24 protein-coding genes and 1 tRNA gene are annotated in these 22,621 nt (G+C 69.9%); 11 read left to right on the forward strand and 14 right to left on the reverse strand.

Annotation, left to right across the window (positions count from 1 at the left end; genetic code table 11):
• Positions 1-130: 130 nt before the first annotated feature.
• On the forward strand, positions 131-538 hold the full coding sequence (locus tag IFU30_RS05875; protein ID WP_086474535.1) for an SseB family protein: 408 nt from the start codon (positions 131-133) through the stop codon (positions 536-538).
• Between the two features lie 171 nt (positions 539-709).
• Here IFU30_RS05875 and radA read toward each other — a convergent pair whose 3' ends face one another.
• Positions 710-2,086 carry a DNA repair protein RadA gene (gene radA, locus IFU30_RS05880; RefSeq protein ID WP_137242225.1) on the reverse strand — a complete coding sequence of 459 codons (1,377 nt, stop codon included), beginning with the start codon at positions 2,084-2,086 and terminating at the stop codon, positions 710-712.
• 109 nt (positions 2,087-2,195) lie between these two features.
• On the opposite strand from radA, the gene IFU30_RS05885 reads away from it, so the two are divergent.
• Positions 2,196-2,285 (forward strand) — tRNA-Ser (locus IFU30_RS05885).
• Positions 2,286-2,475: 190 nt separating this feature from the next.
• Here the strand turns inward: IFU30_RS05885 and IFU30_RS05890 are convergent.
• The 3 genes from IFU30_RS05890 to IFU30_RS05900 all read right to left on the reverse strand — a co-directional run bounded on the left by IFU30_RS05890 (position 2,476) and on the right by IFU30_RS05900 (position 4,563).
• On the reverse strand, positions 2,476-3,654 hold the full coding sequence (locus IFU30_RS05890) for a Cmx/CmrA family chloramphenicol efflux MFS transporter (RefSeq protein WP_124768753.1): 1,179 nt from the start codon (positions 3,652-3,654) through the stop codon (positions 2,476-2,478).
• A 21-nt stretch (positions 3,655-3,675) separates the two neighbouring features.
• The gene (locus IFU30_RS21010; protein WP_124770126.1) at positions 3,676-3,729 is read right to left on the reverse strand and encodes a chloramphenicol resistance leader peptide; all 54 of its coding nucleotides are present in this window, start codon (positions 3,727-3,729) and stop codon (positions 3,676-3,678) included.
• Positions 3,730-4,203: 474 nt separating this feature from the next.
• The gene (locus IFU30_RS05900; protein ID WP_192004613.1) at positions 4,204-4,563 is read right to left on the reverse strand and encodes a hypothetical protein; all 360 of its coding nucleotides are present in this window, start codon (positions 4,561-4,563) and stop codon (positions 4,204-4,206) included.
• A 248-nt stretch (positions 4,564-4,811) separates the two neighbouring features.
• Between IFU30_RS05900 and IFU30_RS20625 the strand changes: the two genes are divergently transcribed.
• The 5 genes from IFU30_RS20625 to IFU30_RS05920 all read left to right on the forward strand — a co-directional run bounded on the left by IFU30_RS20625 (position 4,812) and on the right by IFU30_RS05920 (position 7,491).
• Positions 4,812-4,937: a hypothetical protein gene (locus IFU30_RS20625; protein WP_274605393.1), complete on the forward strand. Its 126-nt coding sequence runs from the start codon at positions 4,812-4,814 to the stop codon at positions 4,935-4,937.
• Positions 4,938-5,334: 397 nt separating this feature from the next.
• Entirely contained in the window at positions 5,335-6,300 is a 966-nt protein-coding gene (locus tag IFU30_RS05905) for a nuclear transport factor 2 family protein (RefSeq protein WP_192004614.1), read from the forward strand.
• Positions 6,301-6,340: 40 nt separating this feature from the next.
• Positions 6,341-6,709 carry a nucleotide pyrophosphohydrolase gene (locus IFU30_RS05910; RefSeq protein ID WP_229939433.1) on the forward strand — a complete coding sequence of 123 codons (369 nt, stop codon included), beginning with the start codon at positions 6,341-6,343 and terminating at the stop codon, positions 6,707-6,709.
• 9 nt (positions 6,710-6,718) lie between these two features.
• Positions 6,719-6,982 carry a DUF1653 domain-containing protein gene (locus tag IFU30_RS05915; protein WP_192004615.1) on the forward strand — a complete coding sequence of 88 codons (264 nt, stop codon included), beginning with the start codon at positions 6,719-6,721 and terminating at the stop codon, positions 6,980-6,982.
• 17 nt (positions 6,983-6,999) lie between these two features.
• Entirely contained in the window at positions 7,000-7,491 is a 492-nt protein-coding gene (locus IFU30_RS05920) for an SRPBCC family protein (RefSeq protein WP_138946468.1), read from the forward strand.
• A gap of 13 nt (positions 7,492-7,504) precedes the next feature.
• On the opposite strand, the gene IFU30_RS05925 is transcribed toward IFU30_RS05920, so the two are convergent.
• On the reverse strand, positions 7,505-7,822 hold the full coding sequence (locus IFU30_RS05925; RefSeq protein WP_124768759.1) for a DUF7882 family protein: 318 nt from the start codon (positions 7,820-7,822) through the stop codon (positions 7,505-7,507).
• Positions 7,823-7,893: 71 nt separating this feature from the next.
• Here IFU30_RS05925 and IFU30_RS05930 point away from each other — a divergent pair, with 71 nt between their 5' ends.
• Positions 7,894-8,244 (forward strand): DUF6804 family protein, encoded by a 351-nt coding sequence (locus tag IFU30_RS05930; RefSeq protein ID WP_192004616.1) that lies wholly within the window; start codon positions 7,894-7,896, stop codon positions 8,242-8,244.
• 56 nt (positions 8,245-8,300) lie between these two features.
• Positions 8,301-9,584, forward strand: a complete 1,284-nt coding sequence (locus IFU30_RS05935; protein ID WP_192004617.1) for an FAD-binding protein — start codon at positions 8,301-8,303, stop codon at positions 9,582-9,584.
• Between the two features lie 200 nt (positions 9,585-9,784).
• Here IFU30_RS05935 and IFU30_RS05940 read toward each other — a convergent pair whose 3' ends face one another.
• The 4 genes from IFU30_RS05940 to IFU30_RS05955 form a co-directional block, all read right to left on the reverse strand.
• The gene (locus IFU30_RS05940; protein WP_192004618.1) at positions 9,785-10,447 is read right to left on the reverse strand and encodes a pentapeptide repeat-containing protein; all 663 of its coding nucleotides are present in this window, start codon (positions 10,445-10,447) and stop codon (positions 9,785-9,787) included.
• A gap of 82 nt (positions 10,448-10,529) precedes the next feature.
• Positions 10,530-10,835: a hypothetical protein gene (locus IFU30_RS05945; RefSeq protein WP_192004619.1), complete on the reverse strand. Its 306-nt coding sequence runs from the start codon at positions 10,833-10,835 to the stop codon at positions 10,530-10,532.
• A 9-nt stretch (positions 10,836-10,844) separates the two neighbouring features.
• Positions 10,845-11,096, reverse strand: coding sequence for a putative acetyltransferase (locus tag IFU30_RS05950; RefSeq protein ID WP_192004620.1), 252 nt, complete (start codon positions 11,094-11,096; stop codon positions 10,845-10,847).
• A gap of 34 nt (positions 11,097-11,130) precedes the next feature.
• Complete coding sequence (locus tag IFU30_RS05955; RefSeq protein ID WP_064294305.1) at positions 11,131-12,624, reverse strand: SDR family NAD(P)-dependent oxidoreductase; 1,494 nt, start codon at positions 12,622-12,624, stop codon at positions 11,131-11,133.
• A 193-nt stretch (positions 12,625-12,817) separates the two neighbouring features.
• Between IFU30_RS05955 and IFU30_RS05960 the strand changes: the two genes are divergently transcribed.
• Both IFU30_RS05960 and IFU30_RS05965 read left to right on the forward strand, forming a co-directional pair.
• Positions 12,818-16,441 (forward strand): DEAD/DEAH box helicase, encoded by a 3,624-nt coding sequence (locus IFU30_RS05960; RefSeq protein ID WP_192004621.1) that lies wholly within the window; start codon positions 12,818-12,820, stop codon positions 16,439-16,441.
• Positions 16,442-16,503: 62 nt separating this feature from the next.
• On the forward strand, positions 16,504-18,240 hold the full coding sequence (locus IFU30_RS05965; RefSeq protein WP_079705195.1) for a cation:proton antiporter: 1,737 nt from the start codon (positions 16,504-16,506) through the stop codon (positions 18,238-18,240).
• A 242-nt stretch (positions 18,241-18,482) separates the two neighbouring features.
• Here the strand turns inward: IFU30_RS05965 and IFU30_RS05970 are convergent, their stop codons facing one another.
• From IFU30_RS05970 to IFU30_RS05990, 5 genes are all read right to left on the reverse strand, one after another.
• Entirely contained in the window at positions 18,483-18,722 is a 240-nt protein-coding gene (locus tag IFU30_RS05970; RefSeq protein ID WP_192004622.1) for a hypothetical protein, read from the reverse strand.
• Between the two features lie 113 nt (positions 18,723-18,835).
• The gene (locus tag IFU30_RS05975) at positions 18,836-19,819 is read right to left on the reverse strand and encodes an SDR family NAD(P)-dependent oxidoreductase (RefSeq protein WP_192004623.1); all 984 of its coding nucleotides are present in this window, start codon (positions 19,817-19,819) and stop codon (positions 18,836-18,838) included.
• A 103-nt stretch (positions 19,820-19,922) separates the two neighbouring features.
• Positions 19,923-20,690 carry a polyprenol monophosphomannose synthase gene (locus IFU30_RS05980; RefSeq protein WP_079705198.1) on the reverse strand — a complete coding sequence of 256 codons (768 nt, stop codon included), beginning with the start codon at positions 20,688-20,690 and terminating at the stop codon, positions 19,923-19,925.
• A gap of 77 nt (positions 20,691-20,767) precedes the next feature.
• Positions 20,768-21,439 carry a class F sortase gene (locus IFU30_RS05985; RefSeq protein WP_124768766.1) on the reverse strand — a complete coding sequence of 224 codons (672 nt, stop codon included), beginning with the start codon at positions 21,437-21,439 and terminating at the stop codon, positions 20,768-20,770.
• Complete coding sequence (locus IFU30_RS05990; RefSeq protein WP_192004624.1) at positions 21,436-22,620, reverse strand: glycosyl hydrolase family 8; 1,185 nt, start codon at positions 22,618-22,620, stop codon at positions 21,436-21,438. The genes IFU30_RS05985 and IFU30_RS05990 overlap by 4 nt, the downstream gene beginning before the upstream one ends.
• Position 22,621: the final 1 nt, after the last annotated feature.

The following is a 22,621-nucleotide window of genomic DNA, read 5'->3' on the forward strand; positions in this document are numbered from 1 at the left end:
CTCCGGTCACTGAGCCCCCCCCGGTCACTGAGCCGCTCCCGCCCCGGTCACTGAGCCGCTCCCGCCCCGGTCACTGAGCCTGTCGAAGTGCTCGACCCGCAGCCCCGCACCAGCCTGCGACAATGGACGCATGGCGAAGCAGAAGCGACCCGAGTTCCGTTCCGAGCCTTTGGCCGCGGCCCTCGCCGCCGGCGACATGGTTGCCGTGGCACTCGCCTTGCGGAACGGCCGCTTCGTCGTCCCGCTCATGAAGCCGGGTAACCCCGACAAGCCGACGGAGACCGGCGAGGTCTGGATGTTCCGCCAGCCTGAGACCGCGAGGCTCGCGCTGCTCCTCTTCTCCGACGCGAAGAACAAGCCGGCCGCCCTGCCGCCCTACGTCGGCCTGCACGACGGTGCCTGGCTCGCGAGCTTCCTCCGCACCTACGGCGACGACATCGAGACGGTGCTCTTCGACGTCGCCGGTCCGCACTCGCTGCAGGCCTCGCCGGAGGAACTGCTGCGGGTCCTCGAGCTCGAGGCGCCGGCCGCCGAATAGCCCGACCCCGACCGCAAGTCCCGCTCTCGGCGTCGTCCGCGGTTCACAACTCCTGCACGTCGTCCTCCGAACCCCGGCAGGTCCCGTTCTGGGCCCCTGCGGGACCAGTCCGCAGGAGTTGTGAGCAGCACGCCCCCGGGCCTGGTTCGTGGAGCAGGTGCGCGGGCGCGCTCAGAAGGCCGCGTCGAGCTCGCGTTCGCGTCGGGCGGGCCGTGCGGCCTCGGCTGCGGTCTTCGCGATGCCCAGCACCGACTTGAGGTCGTTGCTGACGTCGGAATTGAGCAGCAGCTTGTAGCCGAGTCGGTTGCCCTCCGAGCCGCGCTGCTTCGCGACGCTCACCGGACGCACTTCGCCGCTGAGGCTGATCTCGCCGTAGGCCGCGAGGTCGCGGGGGAGGGCGAGGTCGCGGATGACGGAGACGAGGGCGAGGGCGATCGCGAGGTCGGCTGCCGGTTCGCTGATCTTCACGCCGCCGACGGTGGAGATGTAGACGTCGTGGTCGGTGAGGTCGTAGGAGTAACGGCCGTGCAGCACCGCGAGGATCATCGCGACACGTGACGGGTCGACGCCGTTGGTGACCCGGCGGGGGTTCGGTGCCTGCGTCTTGTTGATGAGGGCCTGGACCTCGACGGGCAGTGCGCGACGGCCTTCCATGACGATGGTGACGCAGGTACCGGCCACGGGTTCGTTCTGGCTGAGGAAGAGGGCGCTCGGGTCGGGGACCTCGGCGATGCCGTCGCCGGCCATCTCGAAGCAGCCGACCTCGTCGGTGGCGCCGAAGCGGTTCTTCTGCGCGCGGAGGAAGCGGAGCGCGGTGTGGCGGTCGCCTTCGAACTGACACACGACATCGACGAGGTGCTCGAGGAGCCGGGGGCCGGCGATCGAGCCGTCTTTCGTGACGTGGCCGACGAGGAGGATCGGGAGGTCGCGTTCCTTGGCGATACGGGTGAGCACGGCGGAGACTTCGCGGACCTGGCCGGGTTGTCCGGCGAGGCCGTCGGACTGCGAGGAGGACACGGTCTGGACGGAGTCGACGATGAGGAGCTTGGGCTGCACCTGGTCGATGTGGCCGAGGATGGTGGCGAGGTCGGTCTCGGAGGCGAGGTAGAGGTCGTCGTGGAGGGCCCCCGTGCGTTCCGCGCGGAGGCGGACCTGGCCGACCGATTCCTCGGCGCTGACGTAGAGGACGCGGGCGCCGGTCTTCGCCGCTCGGGACGCGACCTCGAGGAGCAGGGTCGACTTGCCGACGCCCGGCTCGCCGGAGAGGAGGATCGCGGCGCCGGGGACGATGCCGCCGCCGAGCACCCGGTCGAACTCGGCGATACCGCTCGACCAGCGCGGTGCCTCGTCGGCGCTTGCCTGCGTGATGGGGCGTGCGGCGCGTTCGTCCGTGGCGCGGATCGGGGTCAGCTTGCCGAGGACGCCGGTGGGAGCCGACGCTTCGACGACCGTGCCCCACTGCTGGCATTCACCGCATCGGCCGGCCCACTTGGCGGTGGTCCAGCCGCATTCGGTGCAGCGGAATGCGGGGGAGGGTGCCTTGGCCATGCGGCCAGCCTAAGCGCGGCCGCCGACACCGCCGGCCCTCCGCGCCGCCTGTGGATGACCGGCATCGCTCAATTCGCGTCGGCGCTCGTCTTCTATTACACTCGACCCCGGTACCGTGTCCGAGCGGCCGAAGGTGCAACTCTCGAAAAGTTGTGTGCTTGAAAGAGCACCGTGGGTTCAAATCCCACCGGTACCGCCATAGAAAACCCCTGGTTGTCCAGGGGTTTTCTGTATTTCTGGCTGTGGCGTGGTGCGAGCGTCATGCAGGTCTTCGGACAAGTGTGCCGATCAAGGTTCATTCGGCGGGGTTCGAACGGGGTCAGATCCGACCTCGCATGACGGCTCAGGTGTCGAGGATGTACGAAGCTTGAGAAGCGCACTCGGGTGAGTCATCGACTCGCCTCCGCAGCAGCCTTCGTGAGCGCGTGCCCCGCGAGGAGCATGATGACGAGAGCGATCGCTGTCAGCGTCGATGCGATCCAGATCGGAGCGAGTAAGCCCGGCCCGGTCGCGAGCCCGAACGCGCCAAGCACGGGCCCCGCGGCAGCTCCGATGTTCAATGCTGCGGTTGCGTACGAACCGCCCATCGTTGGCGCACCCGACGCCGCATACAGCACACGAGTGATCACGGTGCTACCCACGCCGAACGACAGGAAGCCCTGAACGAAGACGAGGATGATAAGCGCGACGGGATGCGACGCGACCAATGCCAATGCGATCCAGCCTGTCAGCAGCAGCGGACTGCCGACCGCAAGCACGACGCCGGGGCGTCGATCCGACAGTCGCCCTGCAATCGTGACGCCAAGGAACGATCCCATGCCGAACATCACCAGCGCGACGGACACCCACCCACCAGCCATCCCCGCGGTCTCGGTCACGACGGGTGCGAGGAAAGTGAATGCCGCGAAGGTCCCTCCGTTGATCACCGCTCCAAGTGCCATGGCCAGGATGAGCCGCGGCTGTGCCAACTGGCTGAGCTCGGCATGAAGCCGTGGCGAGGAAGCGCTTGAATCGGTCTGACCGGCGTTATTCGTGATCCCTCGGATGACTCCGCAGACCGCCGGAATACAGAGGATTGCGATCGCCCAGAACGTCGTTCGCCAGCCCAGCGCTGTGCCGAGCAAAGACCCCGCGGGGACACCCGCGACGGTTGCGATCGTCGTGCCGGAGAGCAGGATCGACAGTGCCCGCCCCTTCTGGTTCGCTGGCACGAGGGTAGTTGCCGCGCTCAGTGCTACGGCGAGGAATCCTGCGTTTGCAAGAGCGCTGAGCACCCGGGTGATGAGGAGGAGCGAGAACACGGGTGTCATCGCTCCGACCACGTGACTTCCCGCGAACACGAGAAGGCAGACGATCAACGTGAGCCGCGGTGGCCAGCGGCGAGCGAACGCCGCCATTACTGGCGCGCCGATGACCATACCGACCGCGAAGGCCGAGGTCAGCAGGCCGGCCGTGCCGACCGAGACATCAAGCTCGGTCGCGATCGCGGGGAGCAATCCCGCGAGCATGAATTCTGAGGTGCCCATGACGAAAACCGCCAGAGCAAGCATGTAGAGAGCAAAAGGCATCGAGTACTCCGAGGTGAGAGATCAAGAAATGGTTCTTCTTGTCACCACGGCCAGTACCCCGGGCACGCCAGAAATACGCGCACACCGATCGTGGGCGTCGCAACTACTGGTTCACGGGGCTGGCGGTGTGACCGACAACCCCTGGCCTGTCTGACTCGGGACTCGACATGTCCCAAACTCTACAGCGCTCAACTGCGCGTGGCGTGGAGCGATCGGTCCCCCTCGGTCCGGCGTCATCCGACCGCGCGTGAGCTGATCTTGAGACGGCGACGCGTCAGCAAAGTCCGATCGGACCCGGGTCCTCACGGTAGCGGATCGCATGCGCCGTGGTGCGTTTCTGGTGCAGATCTCCCCGTGGACGGGTGGGTGTACCTGTGAGGCGACGCGGGCATTTGCGCTGATCTGGCGGGGCTTTTCGCAAGGGCGCGATGGTTTCGTGACGGCGCAAATGGAACTGAATCCCATCGGTACCGCCACGACGAGGCCCCGTGCATCCCCGAGCATCACCGGGACGGAGGGGGCTTGTCGGTGCAGGCCCGGCGTCATCCGCTAGGGCGCGTCCCGCCAATAGTCGCCGCGCACGACCCAGACGTCGTCACCGAACTCCTTTGCCGAGACGCTGATCGGCTGCGGGTCCCAGAAGGTCCCGGGCACTCGTCCGAACTCGACGAGGTAGGTGTCCTCGAACGCGGCACGCGCTTCACCGATCGGTGGTCGCACGGTGAAGAGAGACCAGCAACCGCCGTTGCCGGCGTTCGTGCATTCGTTCCGCACGCGAAGCAGTTCGGTGCCCTCCGGGAATCGCATAGCCTCACTCGACGGCACCGCGGTGCCGCCGAACCGTTCGAAGTCGAGCGCCAGGAGGCGTAGCGGATAGACGTGCATGGCGACGTCCAGAACAAGAGCCATGGTGATGATGAGCGCCGTCGACCAGGCACGACGACGTGCCCTACCCTGCATAGTTCCCCCGCCCCCGGGTCCAGCCGAAGCTTCGACCGTACCAGGGGCCGGACCGGTGCTCGGTAGAGTCGAATATGGCTACCTTCGATGAGGAACGTGACCGAAGCGCGCATCTGCCGACGGGAGAAGCGGCGCCTCCGAGCCCACCAGGAGAGCCCGAGCCGCCGTTTCAGGCGATCTTCCCGAATCTGGACCGCGTGTCCCGAGACTCGTTGCGGAAGGGCACGTTCAGTCGCCGCCGAATCATCCGCGCAGCGATCGGGTTTCTGATCGTCGTCATCACGATCGTCGTCATCGTCTGGCTGACCCGGCCGAGCGGCTAGCCCAGTCTGAGGGTTCTCAGGCCTGCAGCCGGAACGGTTTCGTTGTTGTGGGCAAGGAATGCCTGCGTCCTCGCTACACCCTCCCAATCGTGTTCACGGCTATCCAGATGATCAAGGCGATGAGGATCAGGCCAGCGACACTGCCGATGATCTTCGTCGACAATGGACGCTTGTTTGAAGGGGCATTCATGAGCGGAGCTTAGCCACCGCCTCGCGAGCAGCGGCCTACCGTGCTCGGCGCGGACGGTTGTCGTGGGAAGCCGCGCAGATCCGATGAAACACCCGGAATGAAAGACCTCGCGGGGCGGTAACCGCCGCAGAACTGAAAGACACGGATTCCCAGCGAAGCCCAGTGACACCTCACCTGAGGTTCAGAACGCCGTCGCACAGTGATTCCATGACCAGATCACGTGCCCTCGTCGTCCCCCTCGTCCGCACCGCCGCCGTCCTCGCCGGCGTCTCACTGCTCGCGGGGTGCCAGGCCACCTCGGCAGCCGTGCCCGATCCGTCGTCCTCGGTCTCGACGGCGCGGAAGGGAAGCGCCGACGGCGGCTCGACGGGCGACCGCAGCGACTCGAAGACCGAACAGAGGAACCTCGCCGCCGTGCTCAAGCTCTACACGGACGCCTTCCCCGACCCCGCCTCCTCGAAGGCGGTGGCCACGACCGACAAGCTCGTCGCGGCCGACGCCGTCGCGCACGGTTCCGGGCAGAAGTCCGGTCCGAGCGGGCTCCTGGCGGAGTTCACCGCCGACCGGACGCGGGTCCCCGGGGCGCAGGCTGTCGTCAAGCACACCGCGGCCGACGGCGACCTCGTCGCCGTGCACTACCAGGTCGCCTCCGACCCGGCCGACGAACGGACGGGCGAAGCCGCTGTCGACCTGTTCCGGGTGCGGGACGGCGCCGTCGTCGAGCGCTGGGCGTTCGATCAGCCGATCGCGACCGGGACGCCGGCGAGCGGGAACACCAACACAATGTTCAGCGACCTCTACAACCCGGCGAAGCCCGCGGTCGCGCCGTCGGAGTCGCAGGAGGAGCAGAACCGGACGTTCGCGGTGAGCGCGTACAACACGCTGTTCCGCGACCAGGACATCTCGATCCTCGACAAAGCGTTCGACCCCGCCTACCTCCAGCACAACCCGGTCGCACCGAACGGCACGGCAGCGCTCAAGTCCTTCTTCTCGGGTTCCGCGACCTTCCCGCCGCAGGAGTCGGTCATCTCGCTGAGCGACGGCGACCTCGTGTGGACGTTCTCGCAGAGCGTCGGAGCGAAGGCCGACGACCCCGTTCTGGCGGCGGACATCTTCCGGGTCGACGACAAGCTCATCCGCGAGCACTGGGACGTGGTACCGACCGCCGGGTGATTGTCGGGCCTCCAAGCTGCGCGCTCATTAGGCTCTGGGGATGACTCAGGACTTCGCGACGCTGAACGCCCACGCCATGGAGGTCGCCGCCGCCTACGACGATCTCAGCACGAAGCGGATCGGACGCCCGTGGACGAACCAGGAGGTCGCCCTCGGCTTCGTCGGCGACGTCGGTGACCTCGCCAAGATCGTGATGACGCTCGACGGGACGCGTCGCATCGACGGCATCGGACTCGAACAGCTCGAGCACGAACTGTGTGATGCCATCTGGTCCTGTCTCGTGCTCGCCGACCGGTTCGGCATCGACATCGGCGAGGCGTTCCCCCGCCAGATGCAGGATCTGGTGCGGCACGTGTCCGAGCTCCGGGCCGACGAAGCGAGCACTGACTCCGCGACGCCCGCTGGCTAGAATCGCGACATGAGCGACGACAGCACGGCCAGCGCCGACGACGGCGAATCCTTCGGCGTCGAGCCTGGCACCTACCGGCACTTCAAGGGTGCGCGCTACGAGGTCATCGGCGTCGGACGCCACAGCGAGACCGAGGAGCCGTACGTCTTCTACCGGACGACCACGACCCCGCCGACGTCGTGGGTGCGACCGCTCGCGATGTTCGTCGAGCCCGTCTCGCGCGACGGCTACGAGGGACCGCGTTTCGCCCGCGTCGAGGACGACGCCGACTGACCACGGAGGAGCATCGCATGACCGACACCGATCACACCCAACCCGAACCGGCCGACGAGCGCGACCTGTTGGTCGAGCGCATCATCCACGCGCCGCGATCGGCCGTCTGGGCGGCGTGGACCGACCCCGCGACGCTCGGGCAGTGGTGGGTGCCGTCGCCGGCGGTGTGTCGGGTCGTCGAGTTCGAGTTGCGACCCGGCGGGTCCTTCCGCACCGAGTTCAGTGAGGACGGCGTCGACTTCGTGCCGCAGATCACCGGATGCGTGCTGGAGGTCGTTCCGGAGCAGCGTCTCGTCTGGACGACGGCGCTGACCGCAGGCTGGCGGCCAGCCGAGCAGCCGTTCATCACCGCCGTGATCGACCTCGCTGACCACCCCGACGGCACCCGCTACCGAGCGACCGCGCTCCACAGCGGGGTCGCGCAGCGCGACGAACACCTCGAACTCGGCTTCCACGCCGGCTGGGGGATCGTCACGGAGCAACTCGCCGCGCTGGTGGAGCAGCGCTGAGCAAGCCCTCCACTCACGCCGTCTCCGGATCGGTCGCAGTGCTGGGTTCTGGCGTCAGCATCATGCCGCCCGGCGTGTAGGAGGAGTCGAGCAGGGCGCGCACCCACGCCTGGTTGACCGACGGCTCCGGCTGCGCGAACCGGAACTGCAACGGGACGTCGCTCGTGATCCAGAGACTCACCCGCCCGCCGCCGTCCACAGCCCCCTTGGTCCATTCGACGAAGAAGGACTCCCGACGACGCAGCTTGTTGCCGATCGCCGCCCTGAGGTGGGCGAGCACGCGGTCGTCGAAGTCGTAGTGACTTCCGGCACCGTAGATGAGAACCCCCATGCAGCGATTGTGCCGCATCGGCCCCGCCGCACCGCTCGGCGACGCCCCGCCGCTCCACGTAAACTCGTGGGATGCCGAGTCCGACCCCCGCACCCGCACCCTTCGCCCTTCGCCCCGCGCTCATCCCGGGCATCATGGGTGCGGTCGCGCTCATGCTCGGGCTCGCACTGCTCGAACTCGACGCCTTCACGATCGTGTTGTTCGTGGTGAGCATCCTCGCGCTCATCATGGCCGTGTTCGCCTGGCAGGCCAAGCAGCCGCTGTGGTTGATCCCGACGCTGCTCGTCGCGATCGTGTGGAACCCGGTCCTCCCGCTCCCGTTCAGCGGCATCCCTTGGATCATCGCGCAGTTCCTCGGCGCGGTCGTGCTCGTCTCCGTCGGCATCCTGCTCGAGAACAAGCACGCCGCCCCGCCCGCCTGACCGGAAATGTTTCGGGAACGCCTGCGGGTCGTCCCGGCTCTGGCAAGCTTGCGCTCATGACGCTTGAACGCAACTGGGCCGGCACGCACACCTTCGCAGCGCCGCGGATCGTGAACGCCACGTCGATCGACGAGGTCCGCGCACTCGTCGCGGTGGCCGCCAGGACGGGCACGCGCGTCCGCGCCCTCGGCACCCGACACTCGTTCACCGACCTCGCCGACTCCGACGGCACGCTCATCACGGTGCTCGACATCCCCGCCGACCCGGTGTTCGACGAGGCCGCCGGCTCGGTGACGATCGGAGCCGGGACCCGCTACGGGATCGCCGCCGCCTGGCTCGCCGAACAGGGCCTCGCCTTCCACAACATGGGCTCGCTCCCGCACATCTCCATCGGCGGCGCGATCGCGACCGGCACCCACGGTTCCGGCAACGACAACGGCATCCTGTCCTCGGCCGTCAGCGGTCTCGAGTACGTCGACGCCACGGGCGAGCTCGTCCACGTCCGTCGTGGGGACCCCGGTTTCGACGGACTCGTCGTCGGGCTCGGCGCGTACGGCATCGTGGTGCGCGTGACGGTCGACGTGCAGCCCGCCTACCGCGTGCGTCAGGACGTCTACCGCGACGTCCCGTGGGACGCCGTCCTCGCCGACTTCGAGGGCGTCACCGGCGGCGCCTACAGCGTCAGCATCTTCACGAACTGGCTCGGCGACACCGTCGAGCAGATCTGGTGGAAGACCCGCCTGGCCGCTGGTGACGACGAGCTGCCCGTCGTCCCGGAGTCGTGGCTCGGCGTGCAGCGGGACTCCCTGACCGCCGGCAACCTCGTCGAGACGGACCCCGACAACCTCACGCTGCAGGGTGGTGTCCCCGGCGACTGGTGGGAGCGACTGCCGCACTTCCGGCTCGAGTCGACGCCGAGCAACGGCGACGAGATCCAGACCGAGTACTTCATCGACCGCGCCGACGGACCCGCCGCGATCACGGCCCTGCGTGCGCTCGGCGACCGCATCGCTCCGCTGCTGCTCGTGACCGAACTGCGCACGGCGGCGCCCGACAAGCTCTGGCTGAGCGGTGCGTACCACCGGGAGATGCTCGCCGTGCACTTCACCTGGCGCAACCTGCCCGAGGAGGTCCGGGCGGTGCTGCCCGCGATCGAGGAGGCGCTCGCGCCCTTCGGTGCCCGCCCGCACTGGGGCAAGCTCAACCTGCTGACGGCCGAGCGCATCGCCGAGGTCGTGCCGCGGCTCGCCGACGCGCGGGACCTCTTCGAGGAGTTGGACCCGGCAGGGACCTTCTCGAACGCGCACCTGGAGCGCATCGGGGTCCGTCTGCCCCGGTAGCGGGTAACGGTGGCTCGGGTGCCAGCGCGGTGCGCTGGCGCGAGCGCGGGTCATCGGGTGCCAGCGCGGGGCGCTGACGCGAGCGCTGGGGAACCGGCGTGGGCGCGGGTCACACGCGTGAGCGCGAGTCTCCGGAGACCCGCGCTCACGCGTCAGACCCGCGGTGACGTCAGCGCACCGCGCTGGCGCAACCCCAGAGGTCAGTCCTCGACTCGGATGCCGAACTGCTCGGCGAACATCGCCGCGAGCTCGCCGACCTGGAACGGGGTCATCGTCGCGCCCCGCAGATGCTCGATGCCCGCGATGCGACGCAGCTCGAGCGTCCGGAGGTCGACGTCGGTGAGCCTCGCCCGCGTGACGTCGAGACTGTTGAGGGTGCAGTCGACGAAGCGCACCCGGGTGGCCGTCGCATCGGCGAGGTCGAGTTCGTCGATCGTGCAGTCGTCGAACAGGACGTCCTGCAGCACGGCCCCGCGCAGGTTGACGAACCCGAGCTTGCACCCGGTGACCCGCACCGACTGCCAGTTCGCGTCGTAGCAGTCGGCGGAACCGACCCGGGAGCCCTCCAGCTCGACGTCGCGCAGCCGAATCCGAGGGGCGAGGAGGATGGGCGCGTCCCATCGTTCGAGCCGGGTGTCGAGGAACGACGCCGCCCGGAAGTCGGTCTGGTCGGCTCGAATGCCCGCGAGCAAGGATTCGGAGATCGTGATGCCCGAGAGGTCGCGGTGCGACAGGTCGAGGTCGGCGAACCGCAGACCTTCGACACTGTCGTGTGCGTCGAGGGCGCCCTCGTCGCCGTCGGTCAATCCGATGAGCCGGACGGGGTCGAGCCGTGGTGCCGTCGTTCCGGTGCGTTTCGCCATGCCGTGTTCTCCCGATGCCCGTGCGTGATGGGGTGATCCGGCCAGCCTAGGGGCGGCCGCCGACGGGCTTCCGAGCCAGTGCTCAGCTCGCTGTGAACCGACCGGGGAGGAACGGCAGGAGTGGAGCGCGGTACACGAGCGACGTGTCGACACCGGCGGTCAAGGTGGTCCTGGCCGCGCCGTACCGCCAGACCCGGTTGAAGAGGAAGACCTCGAAGGAGACGTCCGTCCCGCCGACCTGCCAGCTCCCCGTACCCCACTGCGCTGGCTGGCCGCGCCCGTCGAACACCACCGTCGGACGCTGGAAAGCGCCGTACCAGGGACGTCGGAGTGTCACTTCGACGCGATGCTGCGTCGGCGACGGGTCCTGGACGACTTCGCTGCTCATCGGCCCAGCCTAGGGCGAGCGGCGACGTTCCCGTGGTGCCGGTGCCGGCGGGACGGGCTTCGCCGCGATGACGTCGGCATCGGCGATCACGACCGGTCCGCGCATGGTCTCGACCGTGCAGCCCGTCGCCGACCGCTCGACGAGCTCGCCGAGGGCGTCGGTCGCACCCGCCTCAGCGCCCTCGGGCAGTGCGAAGCGCACGACGACCCGCGAACCGAGCGGTGCCTCCCGGAGGAAGCGGACGGCGTCCGGACCGATCATGGCCGGGTCCTCGACCACGACCGCGCGTCGAAGCTCACCAGGAGCTCGGGCGGTAGTCCTTGAGGAAGACGCCGAAGAGGTTCTCGCCGGCCTCGCCGCGGACGATCGGGTCGTACACCCGCGCCGCGCCGTCGACGAGGTCGAGCGGGGCGTGGAAGCCCTCCTCCGCCAGTCGCACCTTGGTCGGGTGCGGGCGCTCGTCGGTGATCCAGCCGGTGTCGACGCTCGTCATCAGGATGCCGTCGGTCTCGAACATCTCCCGCGCGCTCGTCCGGGTGAGCATGTTCAGCGCGGCCTTCGCCATGTTCGTGTGCGGGTGGCCCGGGCCCTTGTACCCGCGACCGAAGACGCCCTCCATCGCGGAGACGTTGACCACGTAGGTGCGCGGGAAGTCGGATGCGGCCATCGAGGCACGCAGGCGACTGATGAGGATGAACGGGGCGGTGGCGTTCGCCAGCTGGACCTCGAGCATCTCGATGGGCTCGACCTGGTCGACGTTCTGCACCCAGCTGTTGCTGTGGTCGACGTCGGGCACGAGTCCACCGGCGTCGATCGCGGTGCCGGCGGCGAGGCGTTCGAGCGAGGACGACCCGGCCGTCATGGCCGCCTCGGTGAGGGCGTCGGCCTTGGCGGCCGCAGCGGCGAGGATCGGGTGCGCGGACACCGACGCCGCGAGCGACAGCGGGTGCGCGTCGTTGGTGTGGCCGAAGGTGACGAGCTCGGGCAGTGGGCCGTCGGGCAGCGGGGCGAGCTCCGCGTCGACGAGCGGCTGGTACGCGCCCTTCGTGCGGCGGACCGTCTGCGCGGCGTTGTTGATGAGGATGTCGAGCGGACCCTGCTCAGCCACGGAGTCCGCGAGGGCGATGACCTGGGCCGGGTCGCGGAGGTCGATGCCGACGACGCGCAGGCGGTGCAGCCAGTCGGCGCTGTCGGGGAGCGCGCTGAAGCGTCGGACGGCGTCGCGTGGGAACCGCGTCGTGATGGTGGTGTGTGCGCCGTCGCGCAGGAGTCGCAGCGCGATGTACATGCCGATCTTCGCGCGGCCGCCGGTGAGGAGGGCGCGCTTGCCGGTGAGGTCGGTGCGGGCGTCGCGCTTCGCGTGGCTCATCGCCGCGCACTGCGGGCAGAGCTGGTGGTAGAAGGCGTCGACCGTCGTGTACGGCTGCTTGCAGATGTAGCAGTTGCGCGGCACCAGCAGTTCGCCGGCGGTCGGGGCCGTCGTGGTGGTGGCGAGCGGGATGCCCCGCGTCTCGTCGTCGATGCGGTCGGGGGCGCCCGTCGCGGTGGCGGCGATCACGGCGCGGTCGGCGTCGGCGATCCGGGCCCGACGGTCGAGTCGGCGCTCCTTCTTGACCGCCTTGAACATCTTGGCGGTGGCGCGGCGCACCTGGAGGTAGTCGGGGTGCTCCTCGTCCATCGTCGCCATGGTCTGGAGGACGCGCAGCGTGACCTCGAGATCGGTGGGATCGATGCCCGCGTCGTCGCCGGGAGCGTGGTTCGCAGGCTCGTCGTGGGGGAGAGAGGTCATTGCTTCATTCTACGAGCCGCCGGACGTGCCCCGGTCGGTGCTGTGGTCAGCGCGGGGCGCTGGACGGACCGCGACCCACAGACGAGAGCGCGCCCCTCCGGAGGGGCGCGTTCACGTCGGAGACCCGCGCTCGCGTCAGCGCACCGCGCCGGCCCGAGGGAAGGGTGTCCGTCGTGCGTGAGACCATGGGGCGATGACTCCCGAGCCCGCACCACTGGTCGACGTGGCCGACCTCGTCCGGCTCGTCGGGCGGGTGGCGTTCGACCGCGGCCGGGTCTACGCGAGGGACGGTCGGGTCACCGCTGCCGACTGGGACCCCGACAAGCGTCGGCTCCACGGGATCGTCGAAGGCTCCACCGACGTCCCGTACGCCTGCATCATCGACCTCGGCGACGACACCGGCGGGTTCGCACGGATCGAAGGAAGCGCCTGCTCGTGCCCCCTGCGCGGCGACTGCAAGCACATCGTCGCCACCCTGCTGCACAGCAACGCGGCCCACCTCCGGGCCGAAGGTCGCTCCGACCGGTGGGTGGCCCCACAGCGGCCGCCGTCGGTGAAGGAGGCGTCGTGGCGTTCCGACCGGCGTTGGACCGCACCCATCAACGACCCCGCGCTCGACGAACCGGCCGAGCACCAGCCGATGTACGCCCTCGACGAGCTCGACGACCTCCCCGCCTCCTGGCGTCCGGAAGCGGAACGGCGAGCAGCGCGATGGACCCCGAGTCCGCAGACACCGCCGGCGCCGCCCAGCTGGCGGAACCGGCTCGACTCCCTCGCCGGTGACGCCGGTCGCGCCACGGCGCCGACGGCCATGGGCCTGCAGTTCGAGGTCCGCGAGAGCATCCCGCGCACCGCCGAACGCTGGCGCGGACCGACCTCCCGCACGGCCGACGGCCCGCCCGAGCCCCGGCACCCCAGCCGGATCGCCGTCCGACCCGTGGTCAAGAAGGCCGGCGGCGGCTTCGTGAAGTCGACGATCTCGTGGACCTCGTTCACGCACCAGGGCCACCGGCTGTCGCTCGATCCGGCGCACCAGCAGTGGTTCACGCAGTTCCAGGCGCTCCTGCGTGCCACCCGTCCGCCGGCCGGTGCCTACGCCGGCGCCGGTGACTCGGACTGGCTCGTCCTCGACGACTTCGGCAGCCCCGTCCTCTGGCATCTGTTCGAGGAGGCGGCCCAACTCGGGATCGAACTCGTCGGCACGCGCAAGGGCACGGTCACCCTCGGCACCACAGCCGCCATCCGGCTGGACGCCGCGCACGACGACGAGGGCGTGGTCCTCCGATCGGTCGTGACGATCGACGGCACCGACGTCGATGCCGCCACGAGCGGAGCCCTCGGCGACCACGGGCTCTACCACTACACGCTCGAACCCAAGCAGGCGCTCGTGCTCGCACCCCTCGCCGAACCGCTGACGGACGAGGCCCGCGGACTCCTCGGGCCAGGCGAGCCCGTCGTGGTCCCCGAAGCCGAGGTGGCGGAGTTCCTCGAGCACTACGTCCCACGACTCCGCCGCAGCATCTCGCTGAGTTCGACGGACGGCACCGTCGCCCTCCCCGAGATCGTGCCACCGGTGCTCGTGCTCGCGGCCTCGTTCGAACCGAAGCAGACCCTGCGCCTCGCCTGGTTCTGGCAGTACGCCCCGGCGCAGCGCGTCCCGATCGGTGGCGGCACCCCGGCGCTCGCCGCAGGGCGACCACTCGTGTCCACGGTGCCGAACGGCGCGCCGACCGACGCCGCCACCGGCACTGCCGCAGCGGAGGTCCTCCGCGACGAACGCGCGGAACGGGCCATCCTCGACCGGGTCGGTGCCGCCATCGCCGCCGCAGCGGAACCGGAACGCCGCGCGCTTGCCGCCGGCTCGTTCGACGAGCTCACGACCCCGGGCGTCTGGCCGCCCAGGCCGCAGGTCCTGACGGAGTTCGACGCGGCACTCGTCACCGAGCGCACCCTGCCCGTCCTCGAATCGCTCGACGACGTCCTCGTCGAGGTGTCCGGCGACCGCCCTGAGTACCGGGAGCTCACCGGCACACCTCACATCTCGGTCACCACGGTGGAGACGGAGCAGCGCGACTGGTTCGACCTCGGGATCGTCATCCACATCGGCGAGTACAGCGTCCCCTTCGAGCCCCTCTTCAAGGCCCTCTCGAAGGGGCGCACGAAGCTGCTCATGGTCGACCACACCTACCTCTCGCTCGAGCACCCCGCCTTCGACCGCCTGCGCGAACTGCTCACCGAGGCGGCCACGCTCAAGGAGTGGGACACGAAGCCGAGCATCAGCCGCTACCAGGCGAGCCTCTGGGCCGACTTCGAAGACCTCGCCGACGAGACCGAGCAAGCCGTCTCCTGGCGCGAGGCCGCAGCCGGACTCAACGCGATCGAAGCGGTCCCCGACACCCCCTTGCCGTCGGGACTCCGCGCCGACCTCCGGCCCTACCAGGTCGAGGGCTTCCGCTGGCTCGCGTTCCTCTGGCAGCACGGACTCGGCGGCATCCTGGCCGACGACATGGGCCTCGGCAAGACGCTCCAGACGCTCGCCCTCGTCGCCCACGCGCGCGAGACCACCGGGACCACGGCACCACCGTTCCTCGTGGTCGCCCCGACGTCGGTCGTCTCCAACTGGGTCGCCGAGGCCACGCGCTTCGTGCCCGGCCTCGTCGTCCGCAGCATCACGGCCACGCAGGCGAAGGGCAGCGCGTCGATCGCGGACCTCGCTGCGGGCGCCGACATCGTGGTCACGAGCTATGCGCTGTTCCGGCTCGATGCAGCGGCGTACCAGGCGGTCGAGTGGTCGGGGCTCATCCTCGACGAGGCGCAGTTCGTGAAGAACCACCGTGCCAAGCTGCACGAGTGCGCGGTCGACCTCAGAGCACCGTTCAAGCTCGCGATCACCGGCACGCCCATCGAGAACACCCTCATGGAGCTGTGGTCGCTGCTGTCGATCGTCGCGCCGGGCCTGTTCGCCTCGGCGCCGCGCTTCACCGAGCACTACGTCAAGCCGATCGGCAAGGGGCTCGACTCGAGTCGGCTGCAGACCCTGCGCCGACGTATCCGACCGCTGCTCATGCGCCGGACGAAGGAGATGGTCGCGCCCGAACTGCCGCCGAAGCAGGAACAGGTGCTGCGCATCGAGCTCGCACCGGCCCACCGCAAGCTCTACGACCTCGTCCTCCAACGCGAACGGCAGAAGCTCCTCGGACTCGTCGACGACCTCGACCGCAACCGGTTCATCGTGTTCCGCTCGCTCACCCTCCTCCGCATGCTCAGCCTCGACGCGAGCCTCATCGACGCCGAGGAGCACGCGGGCATCCCCTCGAGCAAGCTCGACGCACTCCTCGAGCAGCTCGACGACGTCGTCGCCGAGGGGCACCGGGCGCTCATCTTCAGCCAGTTCACGAGCTTCCTCGGCACCGCCGCTCGTCGGCTCGAGGAGCAGGGCATCGCGTACGAGTACCTCGACGGGTCCACCCGTCGTCGGGGAGAGGTCATCGACCGCTTCCGCACCGGTGACGCCCCCGTGTTCCTCATCAGCCTGAAGGCCGGCGGGTTCGGCCTCAACCTGACCGAAGCGGACTACGTCTTCCTGCTCGACCCGTGGTGGAACCCGGCCGCAGAGGCGCAGGCCATCGACCGCACGCACCGCATCGGCCAGACGGAGAACGTCATGGTCTACCGACTGGTCGCCGCCGACACGATCGAGGAGAAGGTGATGGCGCTCCAGGCGAAGAAGTCGGAGCTCTTCGCCGCGGTCCTCGACGACGACGCGGTGTTCAGTCAGGCGCTCACCGCGGAGGACATCCGGGGCCTGCTCGAGTAGGCTCCGGCACCCACGACGCCCGTCGGGATGGGGTCGGTCGAGCGACCGATAGCCTGATCGCTATGGAACTCGGGGTGTATGCGGTCGTCGGCATCGCGGTGATCGTCGCCGTCGCGGCCTTCTCCCGCAAGCTCGGCGTCGCCGCGCCGATCATCCTCGTGATCGTCGGTGTCGGGCTCTCGTACCTCCCGGGCGTCCCGGAGATCGAGGTCGAGCCGGAACTCGTGCTCGACGTCGTCCTGCCACCCATCCTCTACGCCGCGGCGATCAGCGTCCCGATCATGGACTTCCGCCGCAACCTCGCCACCATCACGAGCCTGTCCGTCGTGCTCGTCATCGTCACCGCGTTCGGTGCCGGCTTCCTCCTCTTCAGCCTCCTGCCCGACCTCAACCTCGCCGCCGCCATCGCCCTCGGCGCGATCATCAGCCCGCCCGACGCGGTCGCGGCGACCTCCATCGGGCGCCGTCTCGGCCTCCCGCCCCGCCTCCTGACGGTGCTCGAGGGCGAGGGGCTCGTGAACGACGCGACTGCACTCGTGCTCCTCCGATCGGCGAGCGCTGCGGCGGCCGGCGGCATGCTCACGCCGTGGGCGACGGTCGGCGACTTCGTCTACGCGGTCGTCCTGGCGATCATCGTCGGCTTCATCGCCGGATACGTCACCGTCTGGCTGCGGTCGAAGCTCAACGACTCCGTCCTCGACACCGCGATCTCCATCGCCGTCCCGTTCGTGGCGTTCATGCCGACCGAGGCGCTCGGTGGGTCCGGTGTGCTGGCCGTCGTCATCGCCGGCCTGTACACGGGCCACGCGAGTTCGGCCGCGTTCTCGGCGCAGGCGCGGATCAGCGACCGCATCAACTGGCGGACCATCCAGTTCCTGCTCGAGAACGCCGTGTTCCTCCTCATCGGACTCGAGATCCGGACGCTCATCGGCGCCGTCGACGCCGAGATCCTGTCCGTCGAGGAGTCCATCGGGATCGGTCTCGTCGCGACGGCCGCGCTCATCGCGCTGCGGTTCCTGTGGGTGGGCCCGCTGGTGCTCGGGCTCCGTGCACGAGAACGCTGGGCTGAGCGGCAGACCCTGCAACGGTGGCTGTCGATGGGGTACTCGGAACGGTTCCCGAGACAGAACCGCCGATGGCATCGACGGCGGCGTCGGGAGCGCGCCTACGAGCGGCAGCGCGCCGACCTCGAGCAGCTGCGGCTGGAGCAGATCGACTGGCGGGGTGGCGTCATCCTCAGCTGGTCGGGCATGCGCGGCGTCGTGACGCTCGCCGCCGCACAGTCACTGCCGCAGAGCACCCCGTACCGCGAGCAGCTCGTCCTCATCGCCTTCACGGTCGCCGTCGTGACGCTCGTCGTCCAGGGTGGCACGCTGCCGTGGCTCATCCGGCTGCTCAAGGTGCAGGGGATCGACGAGTCCGAGGACCGTCGACAGCTCGCGACCCTGCTCGACGAGATCAGCTACGCGGGCATCAGTGTGCTGGAGGATCCGGCGTCGGCGGTCGGCATCGAGGAGGAGATCGACCCCGATCTGCTCGAACGCGTCCGGCAGTCGACGTTCCTGCGGGCCGAAGCCGCCTGGGAACGCTCGCGCGAGTCGGTCTCGCCGAGTGAGACGCACGCTGAGACACCGCACCGGCTCTACCGCCAGCTGCGCCTCGCCGTCGTCCAGGCCGAGCGTGAGCGGCTCCTCGACGCCCGGGCGCGCGGTGCGTACCCGTCGCGCATCCTCGCCGAGGCGCAGACGATGCTCGACATCGAGGAGACGCGCCTGCGGCCGCCTCGTGCCGACCACTAGAGCTGGGTGACCTTTCTCAGGAGTCCTCCGGTGCGCCGCCCGGTGGGCGGATCGACGCGCCAGCGAACTCCTGAGAAAGGGTCGTTGCGGTCAGGAACTTGGGCCGGGGTTGGTGATGTCGGCGACGCACTCCGCCTCGCGCCGACCGCTGAAGCTGCTTGACCGTTCTCAGGAGTCCTCCGGCGCGCCGCCCGGCGGGCGGGTCGACGCGCCGGCGAACTCCTGAGAAAGGGTCGTTGCGGTCAGGAACTTGGGCCGGGGTTGGTGATGTTCGCGACGCGCTCCGCCTCGCGCTCGCCCGCAGCGTCGCGTTCGGTCTCCGAACCGGGGTTCGTGATGTCGGCCTCGCCGCTCGCCGCGGGGTCGTCGGCGGCGACGTGCGGGCCGGGGTTCGTCGTGGAGGCCACGCGCTCGGCCGCCGCGTCGTCGACGGCCTCGTCGTGTGGACCCGGGTTGTTGATGTCGGCGTTCTGGTCACTCATGGGGTGCTCCTTCCGAGATCCGCCTGGGCGGTCTCCGTCTCGCGCATCGTCGCGCTGATCCGCTCTCACGGTAGGTCCGTGGGCGGGTGGCTGCAAGGGGTGGCGCCGGCCGATCAGTCGCGGGCGGCGAAGGCGTCGACCCCGGTGAGTTCGGCGGAGAGCGCCCAGAGTCGGGCCGCCTCCTCCGGATCGGTCGCGTGGTCGGCGACACCGGAGGCCGGGGAGACCGCGGTCTCGGCCGGGCCGGCGATGTCGCAGTCCTCGCAGAACACCCCGCCGAGGCCGTCGAGCGACGGCGAGGTCGCGGCCCAGACCTCGGTTGCGGCACCCTGCTCGGGCGACTTGAACCCCGAGACGAGGAGGTTGCCGTCGGCGTCGACCCAGCCGAGCGCCATCATCTCCTCGCGGGGCAGGTGCCGCTGCAGCGGCGTGAGGATGCCACCGGGGTGGACGGAGAACGCGCGGACGCCCTCCTCGGCGCCGAGCGTATCGAGCTGGAGGGCGAAGAGCGCGTTGGCGGTCTTCGCCTGCCCGTACGCCTCCCACTTGTCGTAGCCGTGCTCGAACTGGACGTCGTCCCAGCGGATCCCCGAGCGCTTGTGGCCGCTGGAGGACAACGCGACGACCCGCGAGGAGCCGCCCTTCACGATGGCGGGCCAGAGGCGGTTGACGAGGGCGAAGTGGCCGAGGTGGTTCGTCGCGAACTGGAGTTCCCAGCCGGGGCCGACGCGCGTCTCGGGAGCCGCCATGACGCCGGCGTTCGTGATGACGAGGTCGATGCCCCGGCCCGTGGCGAGGAAGCGGTCGGCGAACGCCTCGACGCTCGCGAGGTCGGCCAGGTCGAGTTCGTCGACCTCCACGCCGTCGATGCCGGCGAGCTCCTCGCGAGCGGTCTCCGGGCGCCGCGCGGGGACGATGACGTGGGCGCCCGCGCCGACCAGGGCACGGACGGCCTCACGGCCGATACCCGAGTAGCCGCCGGTGACGATGGCGAGCTTGCCGGTGAGGTCGATGCCCTCGAGCACCTCCGCCGCGGTGCTCGAGTGGCCGAAGCCGGAACCGATGGGGTGCTGCGGGGTGCGCGTGCGATTGGTCATGCCCTCACGCTACGACTCCGGGGAGGGCGGCGGAACCGGAAGGACCTGGGAAGATGTGCAGCCCTCGTCAGCCCGTGGTCGTCGCAGCCCGCACCACCTGGACTCAGCGGGTGGACAGCACGCGCACGGATGGGAGCGGGTGGCCGTGCAGCAGCGCACGGACCTCCTGCAGGCGGCGACGCACGCCCCACATCGTGACCTTCTTGAGCGACTCGGAGACGATGCCGCCGCTCATCTTCGACTCGCCAGACACCCGCTCGGTGAAGACGATGGGCGTCTCCACGACCCGGAGCCCGCGCTGCAGCGCCCGCCAGAGGAGGTCGACCTGGAAGCAGTACCCCTGCGACGCGACGTCGGCGAGGTCGATGCGGCGCAGTGCCTCGCTGCGGAACGCGCGGAACCCGCCGGTCGCGTCGGCGACACCGATCCCGAGGGCGAGTCGCGTGTAGAGGTTGCCGCCGCGACTCAGCGCGAGCCGATGCGCGGGCCAGTTCTCGACGACGCCACCCGGGACCCAGCGCGAGCCGAGCGCGAGGTCGTGGTCGTCGAGGAGTCCGATCAGGCGGGGCAGGTCCTCGGGGTGGTGGGAGCCGTCCGCGTCCATCTCGACGATGACCTCGTAGCCGCGCGCGAGCGCCCAGGCGAAGCCCGCGAGGTACGCCCCGCCGAGCCCGTCCTTCACGGCCCGGTGGAACACGTGCACCTGCGGGTGCTGCGCGGCGAGCTGCTCGGCGAGGAACCCGGTGCCGTCGGGGGAGGAGTCGTCCACGACGAGGATGTCGACCCCGGCGACGGCGAGCGTGCGGTTCACGATCGGCTGCAGGTTGTCGAGTTCGTTGTAGGTGGGGATGACGACGAGGGAGCGGTTCACGTCGGTTCCTTTCGGGTCGTTGGGAGTGGTTCGGAGCGGGGCGGCCCCTCGACAGGAGCGAGGGGTGGGGAGCGGTGCTACGGGGTCGTACTGACGAGCGAGGCGAAGACGACGTAGTTGTTCGCGTAGGTGTTCGCGGCGTCGTCGAAGGGCCCGTTGCAGGTGATGAGCCGGAGCTGCGCGTCGGGCGTCGGTCCGTAGACCTCCTCGGTGGGGAAGGTCTTCTTCTCGACGTCGATGGCGCGGTCCACGGCGTAGGTGGCGGTCGAGCCGTCGGACATCGTGACCGTCACCTGGTCGCCCGCCACGAGCTGCTTGAGGTGGACGAACACCGCCTCGCGGAGGGTCGTGTCGAGGTGACCGGCGATGACCGCGGGCCCCACCTGACCGGGCAGGACGCCGGCGCGGTACCACCCGGCGTCCTCCCACTCGACGGGCGGCAGGAGGACACCGGACGCATCGCGCTCGAGCGGTTCGACCGCCGCGTCGACACCGATCGACGGGATCTGCACCCGGCTCACGCTCAGTGCGCTGACATCGGCGGCCGGCGCCTGGGCGACCGGGTCCTGCTTCGCACCGGCGGCGCCACGGTCGGTCGCCTCCGAGGAGGTGATGGGCCCGTCGGCGGCGTTCGGCGAGGTCGGCGTCTGCCCGGTGTGCGTCGTGGCGCAGCCCGAGAGGGCGAGCGCCGTGAGGAGTGCTCCGGCCGCGGCGAGCGTGCCGATCGTCCGGCGGTGTGCGCGGATCATGAGGTGGCTCCTTCGGTGAGCGGCGGGCACCCGTCCAGCTCACCGGTCGTGAGCATCATGGGCGCGAGGGCTGCCCAGGCGGCGCCGAAGTAACTCGGCACCTCCTGCGCGAGTTCGTCGGCGGCTCGGAGGTCGTCAGCCGACTCCGGCAGGTTGCCGACGGCTGCGCGCGCGGCTGCTCGGGCCTGGAGGGCGAGCGGGTGCACGTCCGAGGTCAGTGGTGATCCGCCGAGATCGGTCTCCGCCCGCAGCTCCTTCGACCGCGCGAGGGTCGAGGCGAGGCGGGCGGCCGTCGCCTGGTCGGCGGTGTCGCAGGACTCGGCGTAGCGGATCGGGAGTCGGGCCGCGTCGTAGCCGTAGCGGACGCTCTGCCCGGTCCCTGCCGCGCCGGGCATGGCATCGACGGAGCCGTCGGCGTGCACCTGGGCCCAGTCCGGCGGCAGCGGGCTCTCGTCGAGCAGGGTGGTGGTGACCGCTGCGGAACCCGCCTGCAGTTCGGCCCACCGCGGGTCACCCGTCGCCGCACCCAGCACCGAGAAGGCGACGGGGGAGGCGTAGGACGGGTTGTACGCGTAGGGCTCGGTCGATGCGGCCCAGACACCGGGCAGGAGGATCCGGCCCGCGGCGGTCTCGGCGGTCATGCGGTCCGCGATCACACCGGCAAGCGTGACGCCGGCCTCGGTGAACCGCGGCTCGTCGAACCGGGTGCCGGCGATGACGAGGGCGCGGGCGGCGTCGAGGTCCGCATCGCTTGCGGGTTCGTCGTCGACGACCTCGCCGTCGCTCCACCGCCAGGCGAGCAGTCCGTCGGGGCGCTGCAGGTGCTGCTCGGTCCAGTCCCAGATCTCGGTGAAGGACTGCTCGTCCCCGACCCCGGCCGCGACGAGTAGTCCGTAGGCCTGCCCTTCGCTGACCGTGTCGTCACCCTGGTCCCGGCGCACGACGCGGCCGTCGTCGACCCAGTCGGCGAGGAACGCGTCTGCGGCCTCGGTGGTGGTCCGGTCCGTGACCGTCGAGGTCGGGCCAGGCTGTCCGTCGGCGTCGGTCGCGCCGGGTGACGCAGCCGTCTGACCCTGGAGGAGGTTCGCCGGGAACCCGGTCGCCAGGGAGGCGATCACGGCGGTCGCGGTGACCGCGGCGACCGCGGTCGCGGCGATGCCGATCGTCTTCTTGGCGCTCATG

This window comes from Plantibacter sp. CFBP 8798 (assembly GCF_014841195.1).
Lineage (GTDB): Bacteria > Actinomycetota > Actinomycetes > Actinomycetales > Microbacteriaceae > Plantibacter > Plantibacter auratus.

What these genes read in the sequence shown, in the direction of transcription:
- IFU30_RS05875 (WP_086474535.1), top strand. Translation starts at nt 131, where the DNA reads ATGGCGAAGCAGAAGCGACCCGAGTTCCGTTCCGAGCCTTTGGCCGCG.
- radA (WP_137242225.1), bottom strand. Translation starts at nt 2,086, where the DNA reads ATGGCCAAGGCACCCTCCCCCGCATTCCGCTGCACCGAATGCGGCTGG.
- IFU30_RS05890 (WP_124768753.1), bottom strand. Translation starts at nt 3,654, where the DNA reads ATGCCTTTTGCTCTCTACATGCTTGCTCTGGCGGTTTTCGTCATGGGC.
- IFU30_RS05900 (WP_192004613.1), bottom strand. Translation starts at nt 4,563, where the DNA reads ATGGCTCTTGTTCTGGACGTCGCCATGCACGTCTATCCGCTACGCCTC.
- IFU30_RS05905 (WP_192004614.1), top strand. Translation starts at nt 5,335, where the DNA reads ATGACCAGATCACGTGCCCTCGTCGTCCCCCTCGTCCGCACCGCCGCC.
- IFU30_RS05910 (WP_229939433.1), top strand. Translation starts at nt 6,341, where the DNA reads ATGACTCAGGACTTCGCGACGCTGAACGCCCACGCCATGGAGGTCGCC.
- IFU30_RS05915 (WP_192004615.1), top strand. Translation starts at nt 6,719, where the DNA reads ATGAGCGACGACAGCACGGCCAGCGCCGACGACGGCGAATCCTTCGGC.
- IFU30_RS05920 (WP_138946468.1), top strand. Translation starts at nt 7,000, where the DNA reads ATGACCGACACCGATCACACCCAACCCGAACCGGCCGACGAGCGCGAC.
- IFU30_RS05925 (WP_124768759.1), bottom strand. Translation starts at nt 7,822, where the DNA reads ATGGGGGTTCTCATCTACGGTGCCGGAAGTCACTACGACTTCGACGAC.
- IFU30_RS05930 (WP_192004616.1), top strand. Translation starts at nt 7,894, where the DNA reads ATGCCGAGTCCGACCCCCGCACCCGCACCCTTCGCCCTTCGCCCCGCG.
- IFU30_RS05935 (WP_192004617.1), top strand. Translation starts at nt 8,301, where the DNA reads ATGACGCTTGAACGCAACTGGGCCGGCACGCACACCTTCGCAGCGCCG.
- IFU30_RS05940 (WP_192004618.1), bottom strand. Translation starts at nt 10,447, where the DNA reads ATGGCGAAACGCACCGGAACGACGGCACCACGGCTCGACCCCGTCCGG.
- IFU30_RS05945 (WP_192004619.1), bottom strand. Translation starts at nt 10,835, where the DNA reads ATGAGCAGCGAAGTCGTCCAGGACCCGTCGCCGACGCAGCATCGCGTC.
- IFU30_RS05950 (WP_192004620.1), bottom strand. Translation starts at nt 11,096, where the DNA reads ATGATCGGTCCGGACGCCGTCCGCTTCCTCCGGGAGGCACCGCTCGGT.
- IFU30_RS05955 (WP_064294305.1), bottom strand. Translation starts at nt 12,624, where the DNA reads ATGACCTCTCTCCCCCACGACGAGCCTGCGAACCACGCTCCCGGCGAC.
- IFU30_RS05960 (WP_192004621.1), top strand. Translation starts at nt 12,818, where the DNA reads ATGACTCCCGAGCCCGCACCACTGGTCGACGTGGCCGACCTCGTCCGG.
- IFU30_RS05965 (WP_079705195.1), top strand. Translation starts at nt 16,504, where the DNA reads ATGGAACTCGGGGTGTATGCGGTCGTCGGCATCGCGGTGATCGTCGCC.
- IFU30_RS05970 (WP_192004622.1), bottom strand. Translation starts at nt 18,722, where the DNA reads ATGAGTGACCAGAACGCCGACATCAACAACCCGGGTCCACACGACGAG.
- IFU30_RS05975 (WP_192004623.1), bottom strand. Translation starts at nt 19,819, where the DNA reads ATGACCAATCGCACGCGCACCCCGCAGCACCCCATCGGTTCCGGCTTC.
- IFU30_RS05985 (WP_124768766.1), bottom strand. Translation starts at nt 21,439, where the DNA reads ATGATCCGCGCACACCGCCGGACGATCGGCACGCTCGCCGCGGCCGGA.
- IFU30_RS05990 (WP_192004624.1), bottom strand. Translation starts at nt 22,620, where the DNA reads ATGAGCGCCAAGAAGACGATCGGCATCGCCGCGACCGCGGTCGCCGCG.